This is a genomic window from Kerstersia similis (genome assembly GCF_965139615.1).
Lineage (GTDB): Bacteria > Pseudomonadota > Gammaproteobacteria > Burkholderiales > Burkholderiaceae_B > Kerstersia > Kerstersia similis.
In genome coordinates this window covers 293294-313620 of the sequence record NZ_CBCSIQ010000001.1, presented here as the reverse complement: position 1 = coordinate 313620, position 20327 = coordinate 293294, and the positions used below count along the sequence as shown (strand labels likewise).

At 62.1% G+C, this 20327-nt stretch carries 18 protein-coding genes; 9 read left to right on the top strand and 9 right to left on the bottom strand.

Annotation, left to right across the window (positions count from 1 at the left end; translation table 11 throughout):
- The first annotated feature begins 288 nt into the window (after window positions 1-288).
- Genes ACNA1V_RS01255 through ACNA1V_RS01240 form a run of 4 tightly spaced genes read left to right on the top strand, consistent with a single transcriptional unit; the run spans window position 289 to window position 3953 of the window.
- Window positions 289-1158, top strand: a complete 870-nt coding sequence (locus ACNA1V_RS01255) for a siderophore ABC transporter substrate-binding protein (protein ID WP_415831773.1) — start codon at window positions 289-291, stop codon at window positions 1156-1158.
- Complete coding sequence (locus tag ACNA1V_RS01250; protein WP_415831749.1) at window positions 1145-2164, top strand: ABC transporter permease; 1020 nt, start codon at window positions 1145-1147, stop codon at window positions 2162-2164. The genes ACNA1V_RS01255 and ACNA1V_RS01250 overlap by 14 nt, the downstream gene beginning before the upstream one ends.
- Window positions 2164-3177, top strand: a complete 1014-nt coding sequence (locus tag ACNA1V_RS01245) for an iron chelate uptake ABC transporter family permease subunit (RefSeq protein WP_415831748.1) — start codon at window positions 2164-2166, stop codon at window positions 3175-3177. The genes ACNA1V_RS01250 and ACNA1V_RS01245 overlap by 1 nt, the downstream gene beginning before the upstream one ends.
- Window positions 3174-3953: an iron ABC transporter ATP-binding protein gene (locus tag ACNA1V_RS01240; RefSeq protein ID WP_415831747.1), complete on the top strand. Its 780-nt coding sequence runs from the start codon at window positions 3174-3176 to the stop codon at window positions 3951-3953. The genes ACNA1V_RS01245 and ACNA1V_RS01240 overlap by 4 nt, the downstream gene beginning before the upstream one ends.
- Window positions 3954-4074: 121 nt before the next feature.
- Here ACNA1V_RS01240 and ACNA1V_RS01235 read toward each other — a convergent pair whose 3' ends face one another.
- Together ACNA1V_RS01235 and ACNA1V_RS01230 are read right to left on the bottom strand one after the other, a co-directional pair.
- Window positions 4075-5730, bottom strand: coding sequence for a carboxylesterase/lipase family protein (locus ACNA1V_RS01235; protein ID WP_415831746.1), 1656 nt, complete (start codon window positions 5728-5730; stop codon window positions 4075-4077).
- Between the two features lie 251 nt (window positions 5731-5981).
- Window positions 5982-6581, bottom strand: coding sequence for a TetR/AcrR family transcriptional regulator (locus ACNA1V_RS01230; RefSeq protein WP_415831745.1), 600 nt, complete (start codon window positions 6579-6581; stop codon window positions 5982-5984).
- A 179-nt stretch (window positions 6582-6760) separates the two neighbouring features.
- Here ACNA1V_RS01230 and ACNA1V_RS01225 point away from each other — a divergent pair, with 179 nt between their 5' ends.
- Both ACNA1V_RS01225 and ACNA1V_RS01220 read left to right on the top strand, forming a co-directional pair.
- Window positions 6761-8380, top strand: a complete 1620-nt coding sequence (locus ACNA1V_RS01225) for an ATP-binding cassette domain-containing protein (protein WP_415831744.1) — start codon at window positions 6761-6763, stop codon at window positions 8378-8380.
- Window positions 8377-9948 carry an ATP-binding cassette domain-containing protein gene (locus ACNA1V_RS01220; protein WP_415831743.1) on the top strand — a complete coding sequence of 524 codons (1572 nt, stop codon included), beginning with the start codon at window positions 8377-8379 and terminating at the stop codon, window positions 9946-9948. Before ACNA1V_RS01225 ends, ACNA1V_RS01220 begins: the two co-directional genes overlap by 4 nt.
- An 18-nt stretch (window positions 9949-9966) precedes the next feature.
- Here the strand turns inward: ACNA1V_RS01220 and ACNA1V_RS01215 are convergent, their stop codons facing one another.
- Window positions 9967-10908 carry a LysR family transcriptional regulator gene (locus tag ACNA1V_RS01215; protein ID WP_415831742.1) on the bottom strand — a complete coding sequence of 314 codons (942 nt, stop codon included), beginning with the start codon at window positions 10906-10908 and terminating at the stop codon, window positions 9967-9969.
- 122 nt (window positions 10909-11030) lie between these two features.
- Here ACNA1V_RS01215 and ACNA1V_RS01210 point away from each other — a divergent pair, with 122 nt between their 5' ends.
- Window positions 11031-12446, top strand: a complete 1416-nt coding sequence (locus ACNA1V_RS01210) for a DHA2 family efflux MFS transporter permease subunit (RefSeq protein WP_415831741.1) — start codon at window positions 11031-11033, stop codon at window positions 12444-12446.
- Window positions 12447-12472: 26 nt separating this feature from the next.
- Here ACNA1V_RS01210 and dsbG read toward each other — a convergent pair whose 3' ends face one another.
- The 4 genes from dsbG to ACNA1V_RS01190 all read right to left on the bottom strand — a co-directional run bounded on the left by dsbG (window position 12473) and on the right by ACNA1V_RS01190 (window position 16686).
- Window positions 12473-13237: a thiol:disulfide interchange protein DsbG gene (dsbG, locus tag ACNA1V_RS01205; RefSeq protein WP_415831740.1), complete on the bottom strand. Its 765-nt coding sequence runs from the start codon at window positions 13235-13237 to the stop codon at window positions 12473-12475.
- Between the two features lie 46 nt (window positions 13238-13283).
- Window positions 13284-13748 carry a MaoC family dehydratase gene (locus ACNA1V_RS01200; RefSeq protein ID WP_415831739.1) on the bottom strand — a complete coding sequence of 155 codons (465 nt, stop codon included), beginning with the start codon at window positions 13746-13748 and terminating at the stop codon, window positions 13284-13286.
- 194 nt (window positions 13749-13942) lie between these two features.
- On the bottom strand, window positions 13943-16225 hold the full coding sequence (locus ACNA1V_RS01195; protein ID WP_415831738.1) for an ATP-binding cassette domain-containing protein: 2283 nt from the start codon (window positions 16223-16225) through the stop codon (window positions 13943-13945).
- Window positions 16222-16686: a MarR family winged helix-turn-helix transcriptional regulator gene (locus ACNA1V_RS01190; protein ID WP_415831737.1), complete on the bottom strand. Its 465-nt coding sequence runs from the start codon at window positions 16684-16686 to the stop codon at window positions 16222-16224. The genes ACNA1V_RS01195 and ACNA1V_RS01190 overlap by 4 nt, the downstream gene beginning before the upstream one ends.
- A 499-nt stretch (window positions 16687-17185) precedes the next feature.
- Between ACNA1V_RS01190 and ACNA1V_RS01185 the strand changes: the two genes are divergently transcribed.
- The gene (locus ACNA1V_RS01185) at window positions 17186-18001 is read left to right on the top strand and encodes an AraC family transcriptional regulator (RefSeq protein ID WP_415831736.1); all 816 of its coding nucleotides are present in this window, start codon (window positions 17186-17188) and stop codon (window positions 17999-18001) included.
- Between the two features lie 89 nt (window positions 18002-18090).
- A complete protein-coding gene (locus tag ACNA1V_RS01180) occupies window positions 18091-18477 on the top strand; it encodes a cupin domain-containing protein (protein ID WP_415831735.1) in 387 nt (128 codons plus the stop codon).
- A 232-nt stretch (window positions 18478-18709) separates the two neighbouring features.
- Here ACNA1V_RS01180 and gltA read toward each other — a convergent pair whose 3' ends face one another.
- On the bottom strand, window positions 18710-20005 hold the full coding sequence (gene gltA, locus ACNA1V_RS01175) for a citrate synthase (RefSeq protein ID WP_415831734.1): 1296 nt from the start codon (window positions 20003-20005) through the stop codon (window positions 18710-18712).
- Window positions 20006-20034: 29 nt separating this feature from the next.
- The gene (locus ACNA1V_RS01170) at window positions 20035-20295 is read right to left on the bottom strand and encodes an FAD assembly factor SdhE (protein ID WP_415831733.1); all 261 of its coding nucleotides are present in this window, start codon (window positions 20293-20295) and stop codon (window positions 20035-20037) included.
- Window positions 20296-20327: the final 32 nt, after the last annotated feature.

Sequence of the window (20327 nt, the reverse complement as noted above, 5' to 3'; positions counted from 1 at the left end):
CAATCCTCCCTGGTTTCTCCCTGGCCGCCCGACTCGAAACGTTTGCCCCGGCAAGGCATATGGAGATATAAAGGCGGCTGCATGAAATCTTCGTCCTGCGCCCGCCGGCCGCTGCCACTGCTTTCTCAGCGCAGCAAACGGCCCTGAGTCATGAATGAAACGTATTCTTATAGGAATAAAGCCGTGCATCGCGAAACCCAACAGCCCGCCGCGGGCAAGCTCCCCTTTTCCCGCCGTGTTCTGCGCGTCTGCCTGACGCCCGTCCTGGCCGCCATACTGGGCAGCACCATGCTCACGGCACAGGCTGAACCCGTGCAGATTCAGCATGTACAGGGCAGCACCACCTTGCCGGCCAAACCGGAAAAAATCATCGTGCTGGATTTCGCCACGCTGGATACCCTGGATACGCTGGGCGTTCCTGTGGCTGGCGTACCTAGCGCTGCCGTCCTGCCGGAACGACTGCAGAAATATGCTGCTGCCGATGTACTGAAGGCCGGCACATCATTCGAACCCAACTATGAAGCCATTAATGCGGCCAAGCCGGATCTGGTCCTGGTGGCGGGCCGTTCGGCCCCAAAGTACGACATGCTCAAGCGCATTGCGCCGACCATCGACCTGACATCCGACGCGACTAACCTGCTGGGCAGCCTGGAGCACAACACCAAACTGCTTGCCGACCTGTTCGATAAGGAAGAGACTGCCGACGCCAAGCTGCAGGCCCTGTACGCATCCATCGACGCACTGAAGGCCAAGGGCGCACAAGCCGGCCCCGGCCTGATCATCCTGACCACGGGCGGCAAAATGAGTGCCTATGGCCCCGGGTCCCGCTTTGGCGTGCTGCACGACGCTTTCGGCATTGCTGCTGCCGACCCCAACCTGAAAACATCGCTGCATGGCCAGGCGGTTTCCTTCGAATACATTCTGAAGACCAATCCCGAATGGCTGTTCGTGATCGACCGCGACGCCGCCATCGGACGCGAAGGCACCTCTGCACAGCGCCTGCTGGACAATGAACTGGTGCGCAAGACCGAAGCCTGGAAGAAAGACCAGGTGGTTTACCTGGATGCCGCCAATTGGTACCTGCTGGGCAGCGCCGGGCTGACAGCCATGCAACAGAACGTCGATCAGTTGAACGCTGCCTTCGATGCCAAGCAGTAATTCCGCCGTTGCCGCCCCTAGCGCGGCACGCCGGCATACCCCGTCCGCATTCTGGCTTTTGCCGGCCTGCGGCGGGATTGCCGTGCTGTTTGTCATCAGTCTGTTCATCGGCGCGGTGGACCTGCGCCTGAGCGACCTCTGGCAAGACGATGCCGCCGATGCCTGGTCACTCCTGATGGCCAGCCGATTGCCGCGTACCGTCGCCCTGCTGCTGGCAGGCATCTCTCTGGCCGTGGCCGGCCTGCTGATGCAGGTGCTGGTGCAAAACCGCTATGTCGAGCCCTCTACGACCGGCACAGTGGAATCTGCCATGCTGGGCATTCTGTTCGTCGCCCTGGTCATGCCCGAGATTTCCGTCATTGGCCGCATGCTGGTGGCCGGCGCCTTCGCCATGGGCGGCACCATGCTGTTCCTGGTAATTCTGCGCCGCACACCACTGCGTTCGCCCTTTCTGGTGCCATTGGTCGGACTGGTGCTGGGCGGTATCGTCAGCGCCGTCACGAATTTCTTTGCCTATCGCTACGACATGCTGCAATCCTTGCATGCCTGGACCACCGGTGATTTTTCCGGCGTGCTGCGAGGACGCTACGAACTGCTCTGGATCGGTTTTGCCCTGGCCTGTACGGCCTACCTGGCCGCGGACCGTTTCACGGTCATGGGCATGGGCCAGCGTTTCAGTACCAATTTGGGCTTGAATCACCGCACCCTGACGCTTGCCGGGCTGATCATTGTCGCGGCCGTTTCCACTGTCGTTGTCATTACCGCCGGCAATATTCCCTTTCTCGGCCTGGTCGTGCCCAACGTCATCAGCCTGATCATGGGCGACAACATGCACCGTTCGCTGCCCTGGATCGCCTTGATGGGCGGCGGCCTGGCGCTGCTGTGCGATATCGCCGGCCGCCTGATCAATCCGCCATATGAGATTCCCATCGGTGTCACCATGGGCATCCTGGGCTGCCTCCTGTTTCTCTATCTGATTCTGCGCAACAGAAACGGAGCTGCCTGATGCCGGATACGGACGCTTTCCCTAGGGCAGCCGCTCCCCGGCCTGCCACCGCCGACCTATCAGCCAGGCGCGCCTGGCGCCTGCTGCCGCTGGCTCTGCTCGCACTGCTCGCCATTGCCGCCTTCATGACCACCGGCACATCCGGCGATTGGGGTTTCATTCTCGCCTTTCGTGGCATCAAGCTGGCGACCATGCTGCTGGTCGCCTGCGCCATTGCCATCTCGACTGTCCTCTTCCAGACCATCACCCACAACCGGATTCTCACCCCGGCGCTGATCGGCTTCGACGCGCTCTATACCTTGATCCAGGCGGCGACTGCATTCGGGCTGGGGGCAACACTGGATTCGATTTCACAGGCCGATGGCTGGCAGTTTCTGGCCCAGGTGGCCATCATGACCGGCCTGGCCTGCCTGCTGTTTCGCTGGCTGTTTACCGACAGCACGCAAAGCCTGCACCGCCTGATACTGGTCGGCATTACCTTCGGGCTGCTGTTTCGCAGCCTGGCCAATCTTCTGATGCGCCTGATCGACCCCAATGAGTTCGTGATCGTGCAGGACAAGTTGTTCGCCTCGTTCAACTCGATTGAACCCAAGCTCCTGGGCATGAGCGCCGTGCTGCTGGTCTGCGCGGCCCTATGGGCGCTGCGCCTGCTGCCGCGCTATGACGTGCTGGCGCTGGGGCGCGACATTGCCGTCAACCTGGGCGTTCCGTATCAGCGCACCGTCATGCAAACGCTGGTCGTGATTGCCGTCCTGGTTGCGGTTTCGACCGCCCTGGTCGGGCCCATCACCTTCCTCGGCCTGCTGGTCAGCAATCTCGCCTATCACGTGATGGATTGCGACCGGCACCGCCTGACGCTGCCTGCCGCCATTCTGATCGCCATCATCCTCCTGGTGGGCGGCCAGACCTTGCTGGAACATGTCCTGCATCTGGAAACGGCGATCAGCGTCGTGATCGAATTCACGGGCGGGCTGCTGTTCCTGCTCATGGTTACCCGCAAGGCGATGAAATGATAGAAGTTTCCCAAGTCAGCAAACGCTACGGCAATACGCTGGTCGTCGATGGCGTTTCCCTGGGCATTCCCTCGGGAGGCGTCACGGCCATCATCGGCCCCAATGGCGCGGGCAAATCCACCCTGCTCTCCATGATCAGCCGGCTCTTGCCCATGGATAGCGGCTCGGTCCTGATCGACGGCCTGGATGTCACCCGAACCAGCAGCAAGGAGCTGGCGCGGCGCCTGGCCATCCTGCGCCAGGATAATCATCTGCCTGTGCGCCTGACCGTCCGCGACCTGGTCGCTTTCGGTCGCTTCCCCCATAAGGGGCTAAGCACGCCCGAAGAGGATGCCCGGCAGATCAGCATGGCGCTGCGCTACATGGATATGGAGCAGCTGTCGCATCGTTTCCTCGATGAGCTGTCCGGCGGACAGCGCCAGCGTGCCTTCGTTGCCATGGTGTTATGCCAGGATACGGACTACGTCCTGCTCGATGAACCCCTCAACGGCCTGGATATGCAGCACGCCGTGGCCATGATGCGTACCCTGCGCCATGCGGCGGATACCTTGGGCAAAACCGTCGTACTGGTTCTGCATGACATCAATTTCGCTTCCTGCTATGCCGACGCCATCATTGCCATGCGCCAGGGACGCCTGGCCCACCATGGCTCACCGGCAGAACTGGTACGCAGCGACTTGCTGAGCGAGTTGTACGAAACGCCCATTGCCGTGCATGACATCGGCGGGCAGCGCATCTGCGTGTATTACACCGGGCAGGCAGAACAGGCCGGTTAAGCCGGCCAGCCCAAACGCAGCGGCAGCCTGGCGCAACGCGCACGCCCGTGTGCGGCAATGGGCGATGGCGCCCGTCTATCGCGGCAGGCCTGGCCCGCCAGGCCAGGCCTTTGCCCCACGCTCAGTCCTTCACGAAGGACACGGGAAAGCTGTACTCATACAGCGGGATCTCTGCCAGTGCCTCACGTGCGTGGGCCTCGGGGTTGCCAACCACCGTCCAGCTGCCGCCGATACGCGCCGTCTGGCGTTGGCCGCGTTCATAGCGTTCCCAGCCCGCAACGCCCGACTCCCCGGAATTGGGATTGCCGGTCCGCGCAAACTGGCCCCAGATCGCCCCCAGGCGATCCCGCACCTGTATTTGATCCGGGCTGGCTTGCACCAGTGCCCGCGCCGCATCCAGCGTGCCAAAAACAAAGGGGACTTCCGAGGTATGCGCCGCCCCCAGCACGCCTTCGCGCGCCGGAGATTTCCAATCGAACTCGTAGGCATACACCGCAGCCCCATTCAAATCGGCTTGCCGGTCGGCAAATGCCAAGGTCGGCAGCTTGTAGTTGTAATCACCGGCAATGGCAACCAACTGACGGGCCGGCGTACTGCCCGGATAGCGCTCGGCATAGCTTTGCAGGATTTCCCGGGTCTGTGCATCGGTCAGCTGCAGGAACTTCTGCACCCGGCCTTCGAGCTGCGCCTGGCTGATACTGAAATTGGCCGGGTTGCCCGCCAGGAAGAATGTCGCTTCGTCCTGGGCGTATCCCACCAGCACCGGCACATCCGCCGCCAGCGACAACGCCCGCGGGTCATAGGGCTCCTCGCTGAAAACGATGCCGTCCAGCGTCGGACGAAACTCGCTGACGCCACCGGTCTTGGCCAGCACTTTGCCATAGGCCGCCAGGATCTGCGCCGTCGGCAGTTGTTGCATGCGCGCCGCCTGGCTGGCATCCAGCTCCAGTTCCTGCAGCAGCGCATATGTGGCGCGCGCTGCCTTTTCCTGGCTGCCCAGACGCCACAAGCCCGACCCGCTCTGCACGATCGCCTTATGAAACAGACCCTTGGCTGCCGGCAGGCCCAGCAAGGCCGTCACTTTGGCAGCGCCGCCAGACTGGCCGAAAATCGTGACATTGTCAGGATCACCACCAAAACCGGCAATGTTTTCCCGCACCCAGCGCAGCGCTTCGACCTGATCGAGCACCCCCAGGTTGGCGGATTCAGGCGCGAAGCCCGCGGCGCCGTCACCCGGATAGATCGAACCGAATACATTGAGACGATGATTCACGGACACCACGACGACATCCTGACTTTGCGCCAGGAAGCTGCCGTCGAAGCCATCAGACGTCCCCGCCCCGGCGGAGAACGCGCCACCATGCAGCCAGAACAGCACCGGCCGTTTCTTGCCGTCATTGATGGCCGGGGTATAGACGGCCAGCGACAGGCAGTCCTCATCGGCGGCGACATCTGACCAGTACCAGGCAAACTCGGCGACGGACGCCCCCTTGAGCTGCGGTGCGCTGGCACCGTGCCGGGTGGCGTCGCGTACGCCGGCCCAGGGTTGTTTTTTCACCGGCGGCTGGAAACGATTGGCCCCTGCCGTCGTTTCGCCATAAGGAATCCCGCGAAACGCGTAGCCTTGATTGTTCTGCACCCCACGCACACGCCCCGCCGCCGTTTCCACCACGGGCTCGCCACGCGGAACCGGACTGGCGTATGCGGCCAGACTGCCCGGCAGACTCAACACAAGGCCGGCCTTCACGCCCGACAGAAGAAATTCTCGTTTGTCCATTCTCAACCCTTCGTTCATGCACTGCCGCAACCCACCGGTATCCGCTACCGGCCGCGCCAGAAAACGCACGGCAGACAGGTCAGTCTAAATAACCCATGGGCATGTTCAAACGAATTTTTATGCATTTACTAACATCTGTTTGCAGGGGTACCCTCGACCGGCTGCCTCGCGCCGAACACCCCAGCCCGCTGCTGACGGCTGGAGCGACGCCGAACCCTGGCTGCCCGCATGACAGCCGCAACGCCCCCCCCCTAAGCCATGTGCAAAGCTCCATGAATCAAGGCCTGCATGCCTCGATCAAACTCGGCTTCAATCGCGAGGATCTCCTCATCCTCGTCCGGCAATACCGCCCCCTCATCCATCACAGCGGCATAGACTGCATCGGCCAGGGCAATGCAGTGGAAAGCGACGGTCGCCATCAGCCAACGCGAACGCGCCTGCGTCAGCCCGTAACGACAGGCCACCCAATCCTGATGGGCATAGATGCGTTCCATCATGCCGGGCGTGGTGGCCCGGCGCCGTATCAGATAAGGCGCCAGGCCTTGATGCCTGCGCACCAGCTCACGCAAAGAGATGCTGAAATTGCGCAGGTAGCTTTCCAGTGACTCTTGCGGCGGGCCTGCACTCTCAGGCATCTGCCAGCCACAGAAAATTTCTTCGGCCACCAAACGCTTGAGCGCCTCCAGATTTTCAACGTGCTTGTAGAGCGCCATATGGCTCACGCCCAGCCGGGCGGCCACCCCCACAAACGTCAGTTTTGTCAGCCCCATCTCCATGCCCACTGCCGCAATGCGCTCGCGCGTGATGGAACGCGGCCGGCCACGCTGCGGCTTTGCGCTAACGGTTTCCATGTATTTCGTCCTTTTCCTGCTGCATTGTTCTGGCAACCGGAATTAGTTTATCATCATGCAACTAATTATTCTGAAGATAGCAATCCGAATGCCCGGCATGACGCCGTGGCCTCTCGCCTTGCCCTGCTGCCCGCCAACCGGGATACCTTCGGCCTTCGGGCTGATCAACGGAGAACCCCATGCTTCTGCCCCTGTTCCGGACCGGCCGGCAGGATTCCGTCCTGCTGCCTGCCTTGCGGCCCGCCCTGCCGCGCCTGGCCGCCGGCATGATGACAGCCGCCGCCTCGGGGCTGGCCATGCTGGGCGCAATCTGGTGCCTGATCTCGCTGTTACGCACCCCCGCCTTGGCATGGGCCAGTGGCGCCTGCGCCCTGTGGTTGCTGGGCGCCTTGCTGGCAGCCATTTCGTCCTGGCTTTCACATGATGCCGAAGGACGTTTCGAAGCCCGGTTACGGCGGCAGGCAGCCAACCATCTGATGCGCTTGCCCGCCAGTACCCTGAGCCGCTATGGCGGCGACAGCTTGCGGCGGCTGGTCTCGGATGACATTGGCGCCCTGCACCATATGGTCGCGCATCTGCCTGGGGAAATCGCCACTTTCGCCATCATCCCCCTGGCCACCATTCTGCTCCTGGCGGGCGTAGCGGGGCCGCTCGCGCTGCTGGCCTTGATTCCCGGTGCCATCGCGGCCCTGTGCTATCTCGTCATCATTCCGAAAATGGCTGCCAGGCATGGCGCAGAACAAGCGGATGTCATGAGCGACATCATGAATGCCGCCGACGACTACGCGCGCGGCATCCAGGTCAGCCGGATTTATGGCGTACAGGCGGGCGCGGCGGCTGCTTATCAGACCGCCACACGGCGCTTCATCGACGGCATGCTCAAGCGCGTCGGTTCCGTTGCCACGGCTGCCGCCATAGCGGTTGCCCTCTTGCAGGCAGTCGCCACCTTCGCCATTGCCTATGCCGCTGGCCATGCACTGCCCGCAGACCAACTGGCAGCAGCATTGCTGCTGAGCCTGGCTATCGTGACACCGGCCCTCAAGCTCGGGCACGGACTGGATTATGCCGCTGCTGGCCGCGCCGCCGCACAACGCCTGGTACAGCTATTGCAAGAAGCTCCCCTGCCCGATGGCAAGCAAGATGCCCCCCATCCTCTCGCCGCGGGACTGCCGCTCCAGGCGGACAAGCTGGATATCCGTTTCGGGGAACGGCAGCTCTTGCCCGCACTCACTCACACCTTCTTTCCCGGCACGCTGACAGCCATCACCGGCCCCAGCGGCACAGGCAAATCCACCTTGCTGCGTGTTCTGGCCGGGCAGGAACGTCCGCACAGCGGCCAGGTGCATCTGGGCGCAAGCGCCGTGGCCGAGCTGGCCCTGGATACACGGCCCCGGCAGTTGCTGCTGATTCCCCAGGGCGGCGATGTGCTGGCAGCGCCAATACGCGCCACGCTGTCTTTGAGCGCTCCCACTGCCAGCGATGCAGACTATCGCCAGGCTTTGCAGCAGGCACAGCTGGAGATCGCCCCGGACGCCGATGCCACCCTGCTTTCTGGCGGCGAAAAACAGCGCGTCAACCTGGCACGCGCTTTCCTGAGCACGGCACCGGTCATTCTGCTCGACGAGCCGACCAGTGCGCTGGATGCCCAGACGGCACACCGCCTGTTCGACGCACTGCAACAGCTGGCGCGACGGAAACACAAAACCATCCTGTTCGTTACCCATGATGCCGAACTGGCGGCCCGGGCGGATGCCTGCCTGGCCCTGACGCCTCACGCCGCTGCTGGAGATGCCCCATGAACCCGCCCCTCACCGCTATCAGACATGCCCGCCGCCGGCTGATCACCATTGGCCTGGGCTGGTCCGCCGTCGCCTTGCTGGAAGCCACGGCCTATACCCTGCTTGCACTGGCCATCATCCAGCATCAGCCTCCCGGCCTGGTACTGGGTGTCGCGGCCATCACGCTGCTGGCGACGATTCTGGTCACGCGCGCCGGCTTTTTCTCAGGCGCACGCCTGGCCGGCGACCTGTATGACGCCCTCGGCCAGACGCTGAACCGTGCGCGCCTGTCCTGGTTCTCGCCGGAGCACCGCACCTTGCTTGCCACACTGGCAGGACGCGGCATCCCGACCTTGATGAGCGTACCGGCGCACCAATTGCAAACCTTCCTGTTGGCGCCACTGACGCCACTGTTCCTGCTGGCAGGGATAGCCGTCATTGCCGATGCAGGCACGGCCATGCTGATAGGCGCCGTCCTGCTGCTCTCCCTGGCTGCCCAATACCTGTCACAACGCGCGCTCAGCCGTGCCGACGCCCAGCGGCACGCGGCCGAAATGGCCGCTACGCAAGCCACCCTGGAGCTGACGGATCACCTTGAATTGCTGCGTAGCGCCGCAGGGCCTGCACATGCGCTGGAACGCTTGACCCGACGCTGGGAAGATCAGGAAAACGCGCTGGCCCGCACCAATCGCGCTGCCGCACCGGCTACCTTTATTTCCGCCCTGGCCAGCGTCTTGCCCCTGGCCCTTGTCGTGCTTTTGCTAGGCTGGCAAGGCTTCTCGGATCCGGCTGCCGCCCTGGCGCTCATCCTGCTGACAGCACGCGCGGCCGCGCCTCTGGATGCGCTGGCCCTGGCCGGGCTAGGGCTCAACGACCTGCGCGCCATCGTGAGCGACTTCCGCCGCGCCATTCAAGCACCTGCACTGCCCGAGCCTGCGGCCAGCCAGGCACAGGTGCCCGCTGGCCTGCAGATGGTGCTGGAAGGCGTTTGCTACGCACCTGCCCTGCACAATGTTCATGCCACCATTCCTGTCGGCGCCAGGGTATTGGTCTCTGGGCCGACGGGCAGCGGCAAAAGCACATTGCTGGGCTTGCTGATGCGCTTCGACGACCCGCAGGCCGGCCGCATTACCCTGGGCGGCGTTCCCCTCACTGCCATGCGCCACGACGAACTCGCGGCCCATATCGCCTATGTGCCTCAAGACCCTGTCATTTTCACTGGCACGCTGGCAGAGAATGTTCGCCTGGGCCGGCCATCGGCTACCGATGACGAAATTGCCGATGCCGCTCGCGCGGCCGCGCTGGACGCAGTATTGGAACGCTCGCCTGCAGGTATTCACCAGCACCTGGGCCATCAGGGCACGGCCTTGTCTGGCGGCGAACGTCAGCGCGTGGCGCTGGCGCGCGCCTTGCTCAAACGCGCCCCCATCCTGATTCTTGACGAAGCCACGGCTGCCCTGGACGACACCACGGAAGCCAGGATTGCCCGGCGGATCCTCGCTCAGGACGCGACGGTCATTATCGTGACCCACCGCAATCCTGCCATCTGGCAAGCCAGCCAGATCATCAATCTGAACCCCGGCACTTGATCCTGGCGGCCGGGAACGCTAACTGGCCGCCATCCCCGCCTGCAAAGGCACGGCCTCTGCCAGCGTGGCCACCAGTTCATCTATCACCACGCGCAATCTGGCCGGCAGCCATGCCGTTTGCAGCCACAGCACATGAATGGGCAAAGGATCCGGCATGCAGTCAGACAAGACGGCCTGCAATCGTCCCGCCCGCAGATCCTCGGCAACGAACCAGCCCGGCAATTGGGCCAGCCCCGCCCCCGCCAGGGCCGCCTGACGCAGGGCATCCATATCCCCCACGCGCATGTGCGGCTGGCGCGGCACATAGCGGCGCGCCCCCATGCCCCCTGCCGCCGAACCAAAATACCAGGCATCCTCTGCGCCTGCCTGTTTACCTGACAGGCAGGCATGCGACGCCAGGGCATCAAGCGATTGCGGCACGCCCCGGCGCGCCAGGTAGGATGGCGCTGCACACAAACACAGCGCCTGTTCCCCCAGGCGACGCGCTACGCGCGTTGCGCTGTCTTCCAGCGGCCCGATGCGTACCGCCAGATCAAAATTTTCTTCCACCAGATCGACAATCCGGCTGGAAAAAGCAATGTCCCAATCCAGCGCCGGATAGCGTTCCGCCAGGGCAGTCAGGACAGGCATCACCCGCACGCGTCCATACACGCTGGGCACTGCCACCCGGACCCGCCCTGCAGGAGCCTGCTGCAAATCCGCCAGCGCGGTCTCGGCCTGTGCCAGGGCGCCCAAGGCCAGCTGGCAACTGTCATAAAAGGCCAGGCCTGCGTCCGTCAACGACATCCGGCGGGTCGTGCGCTGAAACAGGCGTACGCCCAGCCGCGCTTCCAGCCGCGCCACGGCCTTGCCCACACTGGATGGCGATAGGCCCATATGACGCGATGCCATGCTGAAACTGCCGTGCTCCACGGCACGCACAAAAGCCAGGACACCCTGGAAATGATCATAAGGCTGCATGGCTAATTTGATACTTTAAGTCTCTTATCAACCGAAAAATTATATCAATTGAAAATCCTTTTTCTTCAATAAGATACAGCTCCCTTCTGCTCTTTCCTGTCCATTCCGGCAGGCAACCCTTCATGTCGCCCCCTTCTTCCGATTCCCCGATGGCTACCCGCCGCTCAGCCTGGTTCGCACTGGGCGGTGTGGCCATCGCCAGCTTTCTCGGCTGTATAGATTTCACCATCGTCAATACTGCGCTACCTGCCATCCAGACAGAGCTGGGGGCCGACCTTGCCCGGCTGCAATGGGTGATGACGGCTTTCGTCATGGCGCTCTCCAGTTGCACCATCGCCATCGGCCAGCTGGCAGACTGTTACGGCCGCGCCCGCATCATGCAAGCCAGCATGGCGGTTTTCGCACTGGCTTCGCTGGGTGCCGGCCTCAGCCACGATCTTGCCGCCCTGATTGCCTGGCGCATCCTGCAAGGCGCCGCCTGCGCCGGGCTCTATACCGCTTCAGCCGCCCTGGTCGCCGAGATGTTCGCCGCACAGGAACGTGGCAAAGCCCTGGGTCTGCTATTCAGCGCCAATGGCGTGGGTCTGGCAGTTGGGCCCGTACTGGGCGGCCTGTTGGCCGGCACACTGGGGTGGCGCTGGATCTTTTTTCTCAATCTACCGCTGATCCTGGCCAGCTTCATGCTGTGCTGGCGTCGCTTGCCGGCCCCGGCCCCCGGCACCAGCACCGGCATACATTTCGACTGGGCGGGCACAGTCCTCTGGCTGGCTTTGCTGCCTGGCTGCCTGCTGCTGCTCAGTGACGGCTCGCGTTGGGGCTGGCTATCCGCCCGGTCCCTGAGCCTGACAGGAAGCTGCCTGCTGCTGGGGCTGGCGCTCTGGCGTACAGAACGCCATGCTGCCGCTCCCTTGTTGCGCTTTGCCCTGTTTCTGCGTCCGCGCTTTCTGAGCGCAGCCGTGGCCACCGCTGCCCTGGCCTGCTTCTATTGCGTGGCGTTCTTCCTGATGCCGCTGTATCTCAGCGAGCTGCGCCACCAGGACAGCATCATGACCGGCTGGCTGCTGTTGCCTACCACGGCCCTGATGGCCCTGACATCGCCACTGGTCGGGCGCATCAGCGATCAGCGAGGCACGGGTCCGGTCATGGGCGCCGGCTTTCTGGCCTTGCTGCTCTCCGCGCTGATTCAAGCCACATTCGGCCCGGATACCCGCTGGGCGTGGGTGTTGCTGGCCTTCGCCAGCCTGGGCATAGGCTGGGCCTGCCTGCTGGGCCCGTCCATGAACGCGGCCCTGGCTGCGCTGCCTGGGCATCTGGCCGGCACCGCCCTGGGCATGGCTGCCACGCTGCACAATCTTGGAGGCGCGCTCGGCCTGGCGCTGGCGACCGCACTCTACGACGCACGCGCATCCAGCCCCCACCCGACACCAGAGGCCGCCTTTCTGGCCGGCTACCACGCCGTCATGCTCATGTTGGCCGGCATCAGCCTGGCCGCGCTCCTGCTGCTCAGGCTCACGCCATCCAGGGCAGCCCGCCGCTAGGCCAGGCAAAGCCCTGCCGGCCGCGTTCAACGCGGCCCGAACACCTCCAACAAGGCCTCAGGCTGCGGCATGCCATTGAATTTCTTCAGGCCGCCTTCTCCGTCCTGCACCACAATGCCTGGCGTGCCACGGAAGCCCAGCTCAGCCATCAAGGCCTGATTGGCATTCAGCATGGCGCCTGCTTCCGCGGACACACGGGCTGCCGGTTTGATCCCGCCCTTGGCAAAATTGCGCTCATTTTCCAGCAAGGCCGCCGTCTGATCCGACGCTTCCAGGATGGCGGCTGCCTTGGCAGGACTGTCTGCCTTGATGACACCTACCAGCAAATGCCGCAGCTGCACCTTGCCGGCATCCACCCAGGGCCGGGCAGCCTGCCAGAATCGGTTGCAGTACGGGCAGTTGGGATCACTGAAGGTATAGACAATCCGTGGCGCATCCTTGCTGCCATCCTGTACCCAAGCCGCCTCGCTCAATTGCGTCCAGGCCCGCTCCGCCATCGGCCGGGCCACTAGTTGCTCCAGCACGGCCTCATCAATCGGCTCGGCCTTTTCGTCCAACCGGGTTCCGACAATCGCCTTGCCGTCGCTGGTGACGTACACGGCAATCGGAACATCTCCCGCCACGCCGGCGAAGGCACGCACGCCACCACCAACCTCGAACTCCTGCACGATGGTGAGGCCTTTATCCTGCAGGACTTCCAGTACCGTCGGCAGCTCCGCCGCCTGCAATGCAGGCGTCAGCAGCAACCCAGCCGAAAACAGTGCCGACAATCCAAACTTTCTTTGCAACATATGCCATTCATTCCTTGATGTCATCACTTCGCTCTAACAGGGGCCACTACCCCGCTTGTTCACCGGGGCGGCGCATGATCAAGGTTTTCACCGTCATGCGCTGGCAAACCTCATCATGCTGATTGAGTGTCAGGCACTCCATGGTCACAATCGCGCGGTCCGGCTTGGAGCGCGATGGCTGAATGTGCTGCACCGTACTGACCACCCGCAACACATCATTCGGCCGCGTGGGCTGGGGCCAGGCCACTTCCACACCGGCTCCGATCAGACCGTTGCCCACCGGAATGCTCTGCACCAACAGTTTCATGGTCACCGCTGCGGTATGCCAACCACTTGCCACCAGCCCTTGAAAAAATGTCTGCTTGGCCGCTTCCTCATCCAGATGAAATACCTGCGGATCGAACTGCTGCGCAAAGCCGACCACCTGCGCGGGGTCCAGCGCATGTTCAGGGCTATGAAACTGCGCACCGACCACCACATCTTCCAGATAGATGACTTTTTTTTCTGACATTCAACCAGTCTCCTGTGCCGCCGCGCCGCCCATCACGGCACCGCCTCTTCCACCCGCCGGCATGCTCCGGCGTCTTGCACATCATAAGCGCAGGAACCCGATCAGAGATCAGACAGGGCGGCAGGCTAACTTTCGCACACAAGCATCGACACGGGCGGATGGTTCGCACAGGGAGCGGCGCCCCATGCCGCCCCTCATTGCGCGGACAAGTAATGCCGCAGGAACGGCCCGGTGACGGATGCCGGGGCTTCGAGCATGGCCGCAGGAACCCCGGCAAAAATGATTTGCCCCCCGTGCTTGCCCGCCCCTGGGCCCATCTCGATCAACCAGTCCGCATGGGCCATGACATCCAGGTTGTGCTCGACCACAATGACCGTGGCGCCGCGCTGCGTGAGATCGTCGAAAATCGTCAGCAGCCGGTCCACATCGGAGCGATGCAGGCCAGAGGTCGGCTCATCAAAGACGTACAGCCTGCCCTCTTCTGCCAAGCTGGATGCCAGCTTCAAACGCTGGCGCTCTCCGCCAGACAGCGTGCTCAAGCGCTGCCCCAAGGACAAGTAGCCCAACCCCACCGCAGCCAGTCTTTCCAAGGGCTCGGAAATATCCCGGCAAGCGTGGAATAGCGCCCGGGCCTGGTCCACGGATAGCGCCAGAACCTGGGCAATATTGCAGCCCATCCAGACCACGCCGCGCGCTGCATCATTAAACCCGGTGGCACCACAAGCATCACAAGGCGTTTCCACGCTATCCATGAAAGCCAGGTCGGTTTGAACCAGCCCCAGGCCCTTGCACACCGGACAAGCCCCTTGGGCATTGCTGCTGAACAGGCTGGCGGGCTGGCGACTCGCCTTCGCGAAACCTGCACGCACCGCATCGAGTACGCCGATATAGCTTGCAACCGATGAACGCCGCGTTCCGCCCAAACCTTTCTGGTCGATCAGAATGGCGTGCGCGCAATAACGGGGCAGCAGGCGATTGACGAGCGTGCTTTTACCGGAACCGGCAACACCGGTCACCACCGTCAGCACTCCCTCGGGAATCGACACGCTGACATCGCGCAGGTTATGTAGCGAAAGACCATGCAGGGTGATTTGTCCCGTCGCGGTACGCGGCTCGCGTTTCAAGGTCACGGCCCGCCGCAAAGAGCGGCCCGTCAGGGTATCGGCTTGCCTCAAGCCGGCGTAATCGCCCTGATACACCACCTGCCCGCCCTTCTGGCCCGCCCCGGGCCCCATGTCCACCACATGATCGGCAATGGCGATGACATCCGGATCATGCTCAACCACCAGTACGGTATTGCCTTTGTCACGCAGGCCGCACAGCAAGGTGTTGAGCTGGTGCACATCGCGCGGGTGCAGCCCGACGCTGGGCTCATCGAAAATATAGGCAATATCGGCAAGACTGCTGCCCAGGTGGCGCACCATCTTCACACGCTGGGATTCCCCACCCGACAGACTGGCGGTCGCACGCTCCAGGCTGAGGTAGTCCAGGCCGATGGCGCCCATTTGTTCCAAGCGCTCGATGATGGCGGCCAGCACCGTGGCGACAGTGTCACCACTGATACTGCGCATGAAAACCAGCAGGTCGGCAATCTCCAGGCTGGCGCAGTCCGCAATGGAACGGCCTTTAATCTTGCATGACAGGATGGTCGAATTGAGCCGCGCACCGCCACAGGCCGGACACCGCTGGCGTGTAATCACACGGGCGAGCCCCTCACGCTCAGCCTGGGTCAGACGACTAGGCTCATGGTCCAGGTAGGCGCGCCGAAAGCGCGGAACCAACCCCTGGAACCGGGCCGAAGCGGGCCATCCTGGCAGCGGATGGCTGACGGCCAGATCATCGGCATACAGCAGTGTCTGCCATTCATCCTCGCTGTAGTCGGCCAAGGGCTTGTCGCAATCGAACAAGCCGGAGCAAGCGTAACGCTTCCAGCGAAATGTGCCATAAGCGAACGTGGGAAACCGGATCGCTCCCTGGTTCAGGGACCGGCTGCGGTCGATCAGGAGGTCGAGATCCAGCTCATCTACCATCCCCAGCCCCTGACAGGCCGGGCACATTCCCTGCGGGTGATTGAACGAAAACACGTTGGCATAGCCCACGAATGGCTGCCCGAGGCGCGAGAACAGCAAGCGCAGCAAGGGTTGAATGTCCGTGGCCGTTCCCACTGTCGAACGCGCATTGCCGCCCAGCGGCTTCTGATCCACCACAATGGATGCCGGCAAATTGCGCAAGGCATCCGCCTGCGGCTGACCGTAATGCGGTAGCCGGTGCCGCACGAAGGCGCTATGACTTTCATTGAGCTGACGCTGGGATTCAGCCGCAATCGTGTCAAAGACCAGCGAGGATTTGCCAGAACCGGACACGCCCGTGAAAACGGAGATGCAGTACTTGGGGATGTTCAGCGTAACGCCGCGCAGATTGTTATTGCGCGCACCGACGATCTCTATGTCGCGATACGGCGTGGGCAAGGTATTCATGCGTGCGCCTCCTGGTCCGCGTCAGTGATGGCCAAGGCAGCACTGGCCTTCTCGCACAACTCCACGAAGATGGCTTGCTCGCCAGGGGTCAGCGCCTCTCTCACGCAGCGTGCCGCCTCGCTCCTGCCCGTCGCGGCGCGCGCGAGAAAATCGCGTCCTTGCCGCGTCAGCGCGGTGACGAATGCTCGCCGATCTCCGTCCTCCTGCATTTGCTCGACCAGCCCGAGATCCTTGAGCACACGCAGGGATTTTGAGATGCCGGTGCGTGCCGCGCCCAATCTGTCGCTCAACAGCGAGGGGGTCATGGGGCCATGCAAACGCAGAACCTCCAGAATGTCGTACTGTGCCCAGCTGACGGCCTCAGGCGTGGCCCGGGTGCGTCGCGCCACCAGAATGCATTGAAGGCGCGAGAGCGCATTTTCCAGGTCGCCAGGTTCACTGTCGGGTTGAATGGCAGGCATAGCATCCCCAATAATTTCTTTTTTGAAATTTCATTCATCATTTTCATCGTAAATTCTATTCAAATGATTTCCAATTTGCAATTAATAAAATAGGGGACGATACCTAGACCAACCACTGAGGCTGCCCTCCGCGCCAACAATCCAGCGCGTTCGTCCAGTCCTGGCAGCATCCGGTGAAATCCCCAGCCATTCAAACAACGTTGTACTCAGCCGTTCACCATGACTGCGCCCGCGTACACGCCGCGCGATGCCAGGATGGCGGCAAGATGTGACTGGCAACGCAAATGCAGCGCGCAGGCATGAGGCATTGAAGCCCGGTGTCCGTGACGGTAAAGACGGCAGGGGCGTAGCCCGAAAGCCCGGCGGCGGAACCGCCGACTCGGCCAAGCCTGGGGGCAGTCAATGTGCAGGTTTTTCTACCTGCAATCACTGGTGGAGCAGTACGATTGCAATCCTGCATGCCTATCTGCTGTCATGCCGCGTTTCGATGCGGGGGAAAATGGCCAAAACAACAACACCTCACGACTGGGTTCAACACGCCAACCGACCAGGAAAGATCGAACGCATCGAAGCCTATTTCGGTGGTCATGGCTATACCCCCCATCGCCACGATACTTACGCCATAGGCTGCACTTTGGCAGGCGTTCAGAGCTTCCAATATCGCCGTGCCCGGCGCCATAGCCTGCCCGGAACCATCCTGGTGCTTCACCCTGATGAAATCCATGATGGAGAAGCCGGCACCGAAGCCGGCTTTCATTACCGGATGGCGTATGTCGAGCCTTCCTTGATCCAGCAGATTCTCGGCGGCAAGCCGCTACCCTTTATTGAAGGCGGCCTGTCGAGCGACCCACGACTCCAAGCGGCGATCCAACCGTTATTGCAGGGCATGGACAGCGGCATTGACCCGATGGAAGAAGCCGATGCGCTGTATGACCTGGCACATGCCTTGGTTGCCGTTGCCGGGCAGCGCCGCATCCGGCGCCAACCTGATTTCGCAGCGGTGGAACGTGCTCGTGCCTTTATCCATGAAACGACGGAACAAACCATCACGCTGGAAGTGTTGGCCGAGGCCAGCGGATTGGATCGCTGGCAACTATGCCGGGATTTCCGGGCACTCTATGGCACCAGTCCCTATCGCTATCTGAGCATGCGCCGCCTGGATGACGCCCGGCGATTGATGCTATCGGGGCACGCCATCGCCGAGGCGGCGCTGATGGCGGGTTTCTTCGACCAAAGCCACATGGCACGCCAGTTCTCAGCTACCTATGGCGTTCCGCCGGCACGATGGCTCAAGCGCATCAAACCGCCTGGATAGCGCCAGGCTCTCCCCTGCACGATCGTACAAGACCCCTCAAGAGGGTTGGCTTTAGCATGCGGGTTTCGAGTTTCCTTCAGGATTCCAGCATGACACAGGCACACAGCAAGGGGCGTTACGAGGCCATCAACTTCGCGCAGAAATTTACTCTTTTCAGTGAACAGTGGACACCTAAGGTCGTGGCCGAAATGAACGACTACCAGTTCAAGATCGTGCGCCTGGAGGGCGATTTCATCTGGCACGTTCATGCCGACACTGACGAAGCCTTTCTTGTGCTCGATGGTGAACTGCGCATCGACTTCCGCGATGGCAGCGTCTTGCTTCGGCAGGGCGAGTTGTATGTCGTCCCCAAAGGGGTGGAACACAAACCACATGCGGAGCATGAGGTGAAGCTGATGCTGATCGAGCCACGCGGCGTGCTCAACACAGGAGACACAACAGGCGCGCGGACGGCGCAAAATGATGTATGGGTCTGAACGACAGATGGGGTTGAGCGCCCCCATGGCATCGCATCGCCCCACACGCCCCGCCGTTGCGGCGGGCGACGAACTCGCAGTGAGGAAGGATGGCCAGCGGCATGGCGTAGTCCAGCAAAATGCCGAGCGGGAGTCATCGTCAAAAAAAACCCCGTGTCATCAGACACGGGGATCATCCAGATACGGTTAGCGAGGATGCTGCCACCGTATCCAGCCTGTCGGCCAGCGGTACTTACTTGATGTCGCGCGAAGGCGAACCGGTGAACAGCTGACGGGGACGACCGATCTTGTATTCGGGATCAGAGATCATTTCGTTCCACTGGGCAATCCAGCCCACCGTACGAGCCAGCGCGAAGATGGCCGTGAACAGCGAGGTCGGGATGCCGATGGCGCGTTGGACGATGCCCGAGTAGAAGTCAACGTTCGGGTACAGCTTGCGATCCACGAAGTACGGATCTTCCAGAGCAATACGCTCCAGCTCCATGGCCAGCTTGAACAGCGGGTCATTTTCCAGACCCAGCGCCTGCAGCACTTCCTTGCAGGTTTCCTGCATCAGCTTGGCACGCGGGTCGTAGTTCTTGTACACACGGTGGCCAAAGCCCATCAGGCGAACGCCCGAGTTCTTGTCCTTGACCTTTTCCATGAACTCGCCGACCTTCTCCACGCCGCCGTTGGCTTGCAGCTCTTCGAGCATTTGCAGGCAAGCTTCGTTGGCGCCACCGTGAGCCGGGCCCCACAGGCAAGCCACGCCAGAGGCGATGGCTGCGAACGGGTTGGTACCCGACGAGCCGCACAGGCGAACGGTCGAGGTGGAGGCGTTCTGCTCGTGGTCGGCGTGCAGGATGAAGATACGATCCAGCGCGCGCTCGACAACGGGATTGACCACGTAGTCTTCGCAAGGATTGCTGAACATCATGCGCAGGAAGTTGCCGGTGTACGACAGGTCATTGCGCGGATAGGCCAGCGGCTGGCCCACGGAGTACTTGTACGCCATGGCGACCAGGGTCGGCATCTTGGCAATCAGGCGGATCGCGGAAATACGGCGATGCTCCGGATTGTTGATGTCGGTGGAGTCGTGATAGAACGCTGCCAATGCGCCCACCAGGCCCGTCAGGACGGCCATCGGGTGCGCGTCACGGCGGAAGCCGCGCAGGAAGAACTGCAGCTGGTCGTGCACCAGGGTGTGATGCGTCACAGCATAATCGAACTCAGCACTCTGCTTCTCGTCAGGCAATTCGCCATTCAGGATCAGGTAGCAGACTTGCAGGAAGTCGCAGTTCTGAGCCAGTTGCTCGATGGGGTAGCCGCGATACAGCAGCTCGCCCTTGTCGCCGTCGATATAGGTGATGGCAGACGAGCAAGATGCGGTCGAAAGGAAACCGGGGTCATACGTGAACATGCCCGTTTGCCCGTAGAGCTTACGGATATCAATCACGTCCGGGCCAACCGTACCCTGATACACAGGGAATTCAACCGAAGCCGAACCATCGGAAAAGCTTAGCGTTGCCTTCTTGTCGGACAGTTTCATTGCAATGCATCCTCTACTTTAGTGAATGATCAAAGTGCGCGCATCAGGCCAAGGACCTTATGCATGCGCGGCGTGTCAAGGTCACCCGCCGGCTCACTGCGCGCCAGCAGCAGATCGAACAGGTCGTTGTCGCTCAGCTCGAACAGCTGCGTCAGAACGGCAACATCCGCATCGTCCAGATCGGCCTCATAGGCATCCAGATACCGGGTGATTATCAGATCGTTTTCCAGCATACCGCGCCGGCCACGCCAGCGCAGACGAACACGATCCAGATCGGTCAGTTTTGACATCTAACCTTCCTTCCTAAAAAAACCCTGCACGC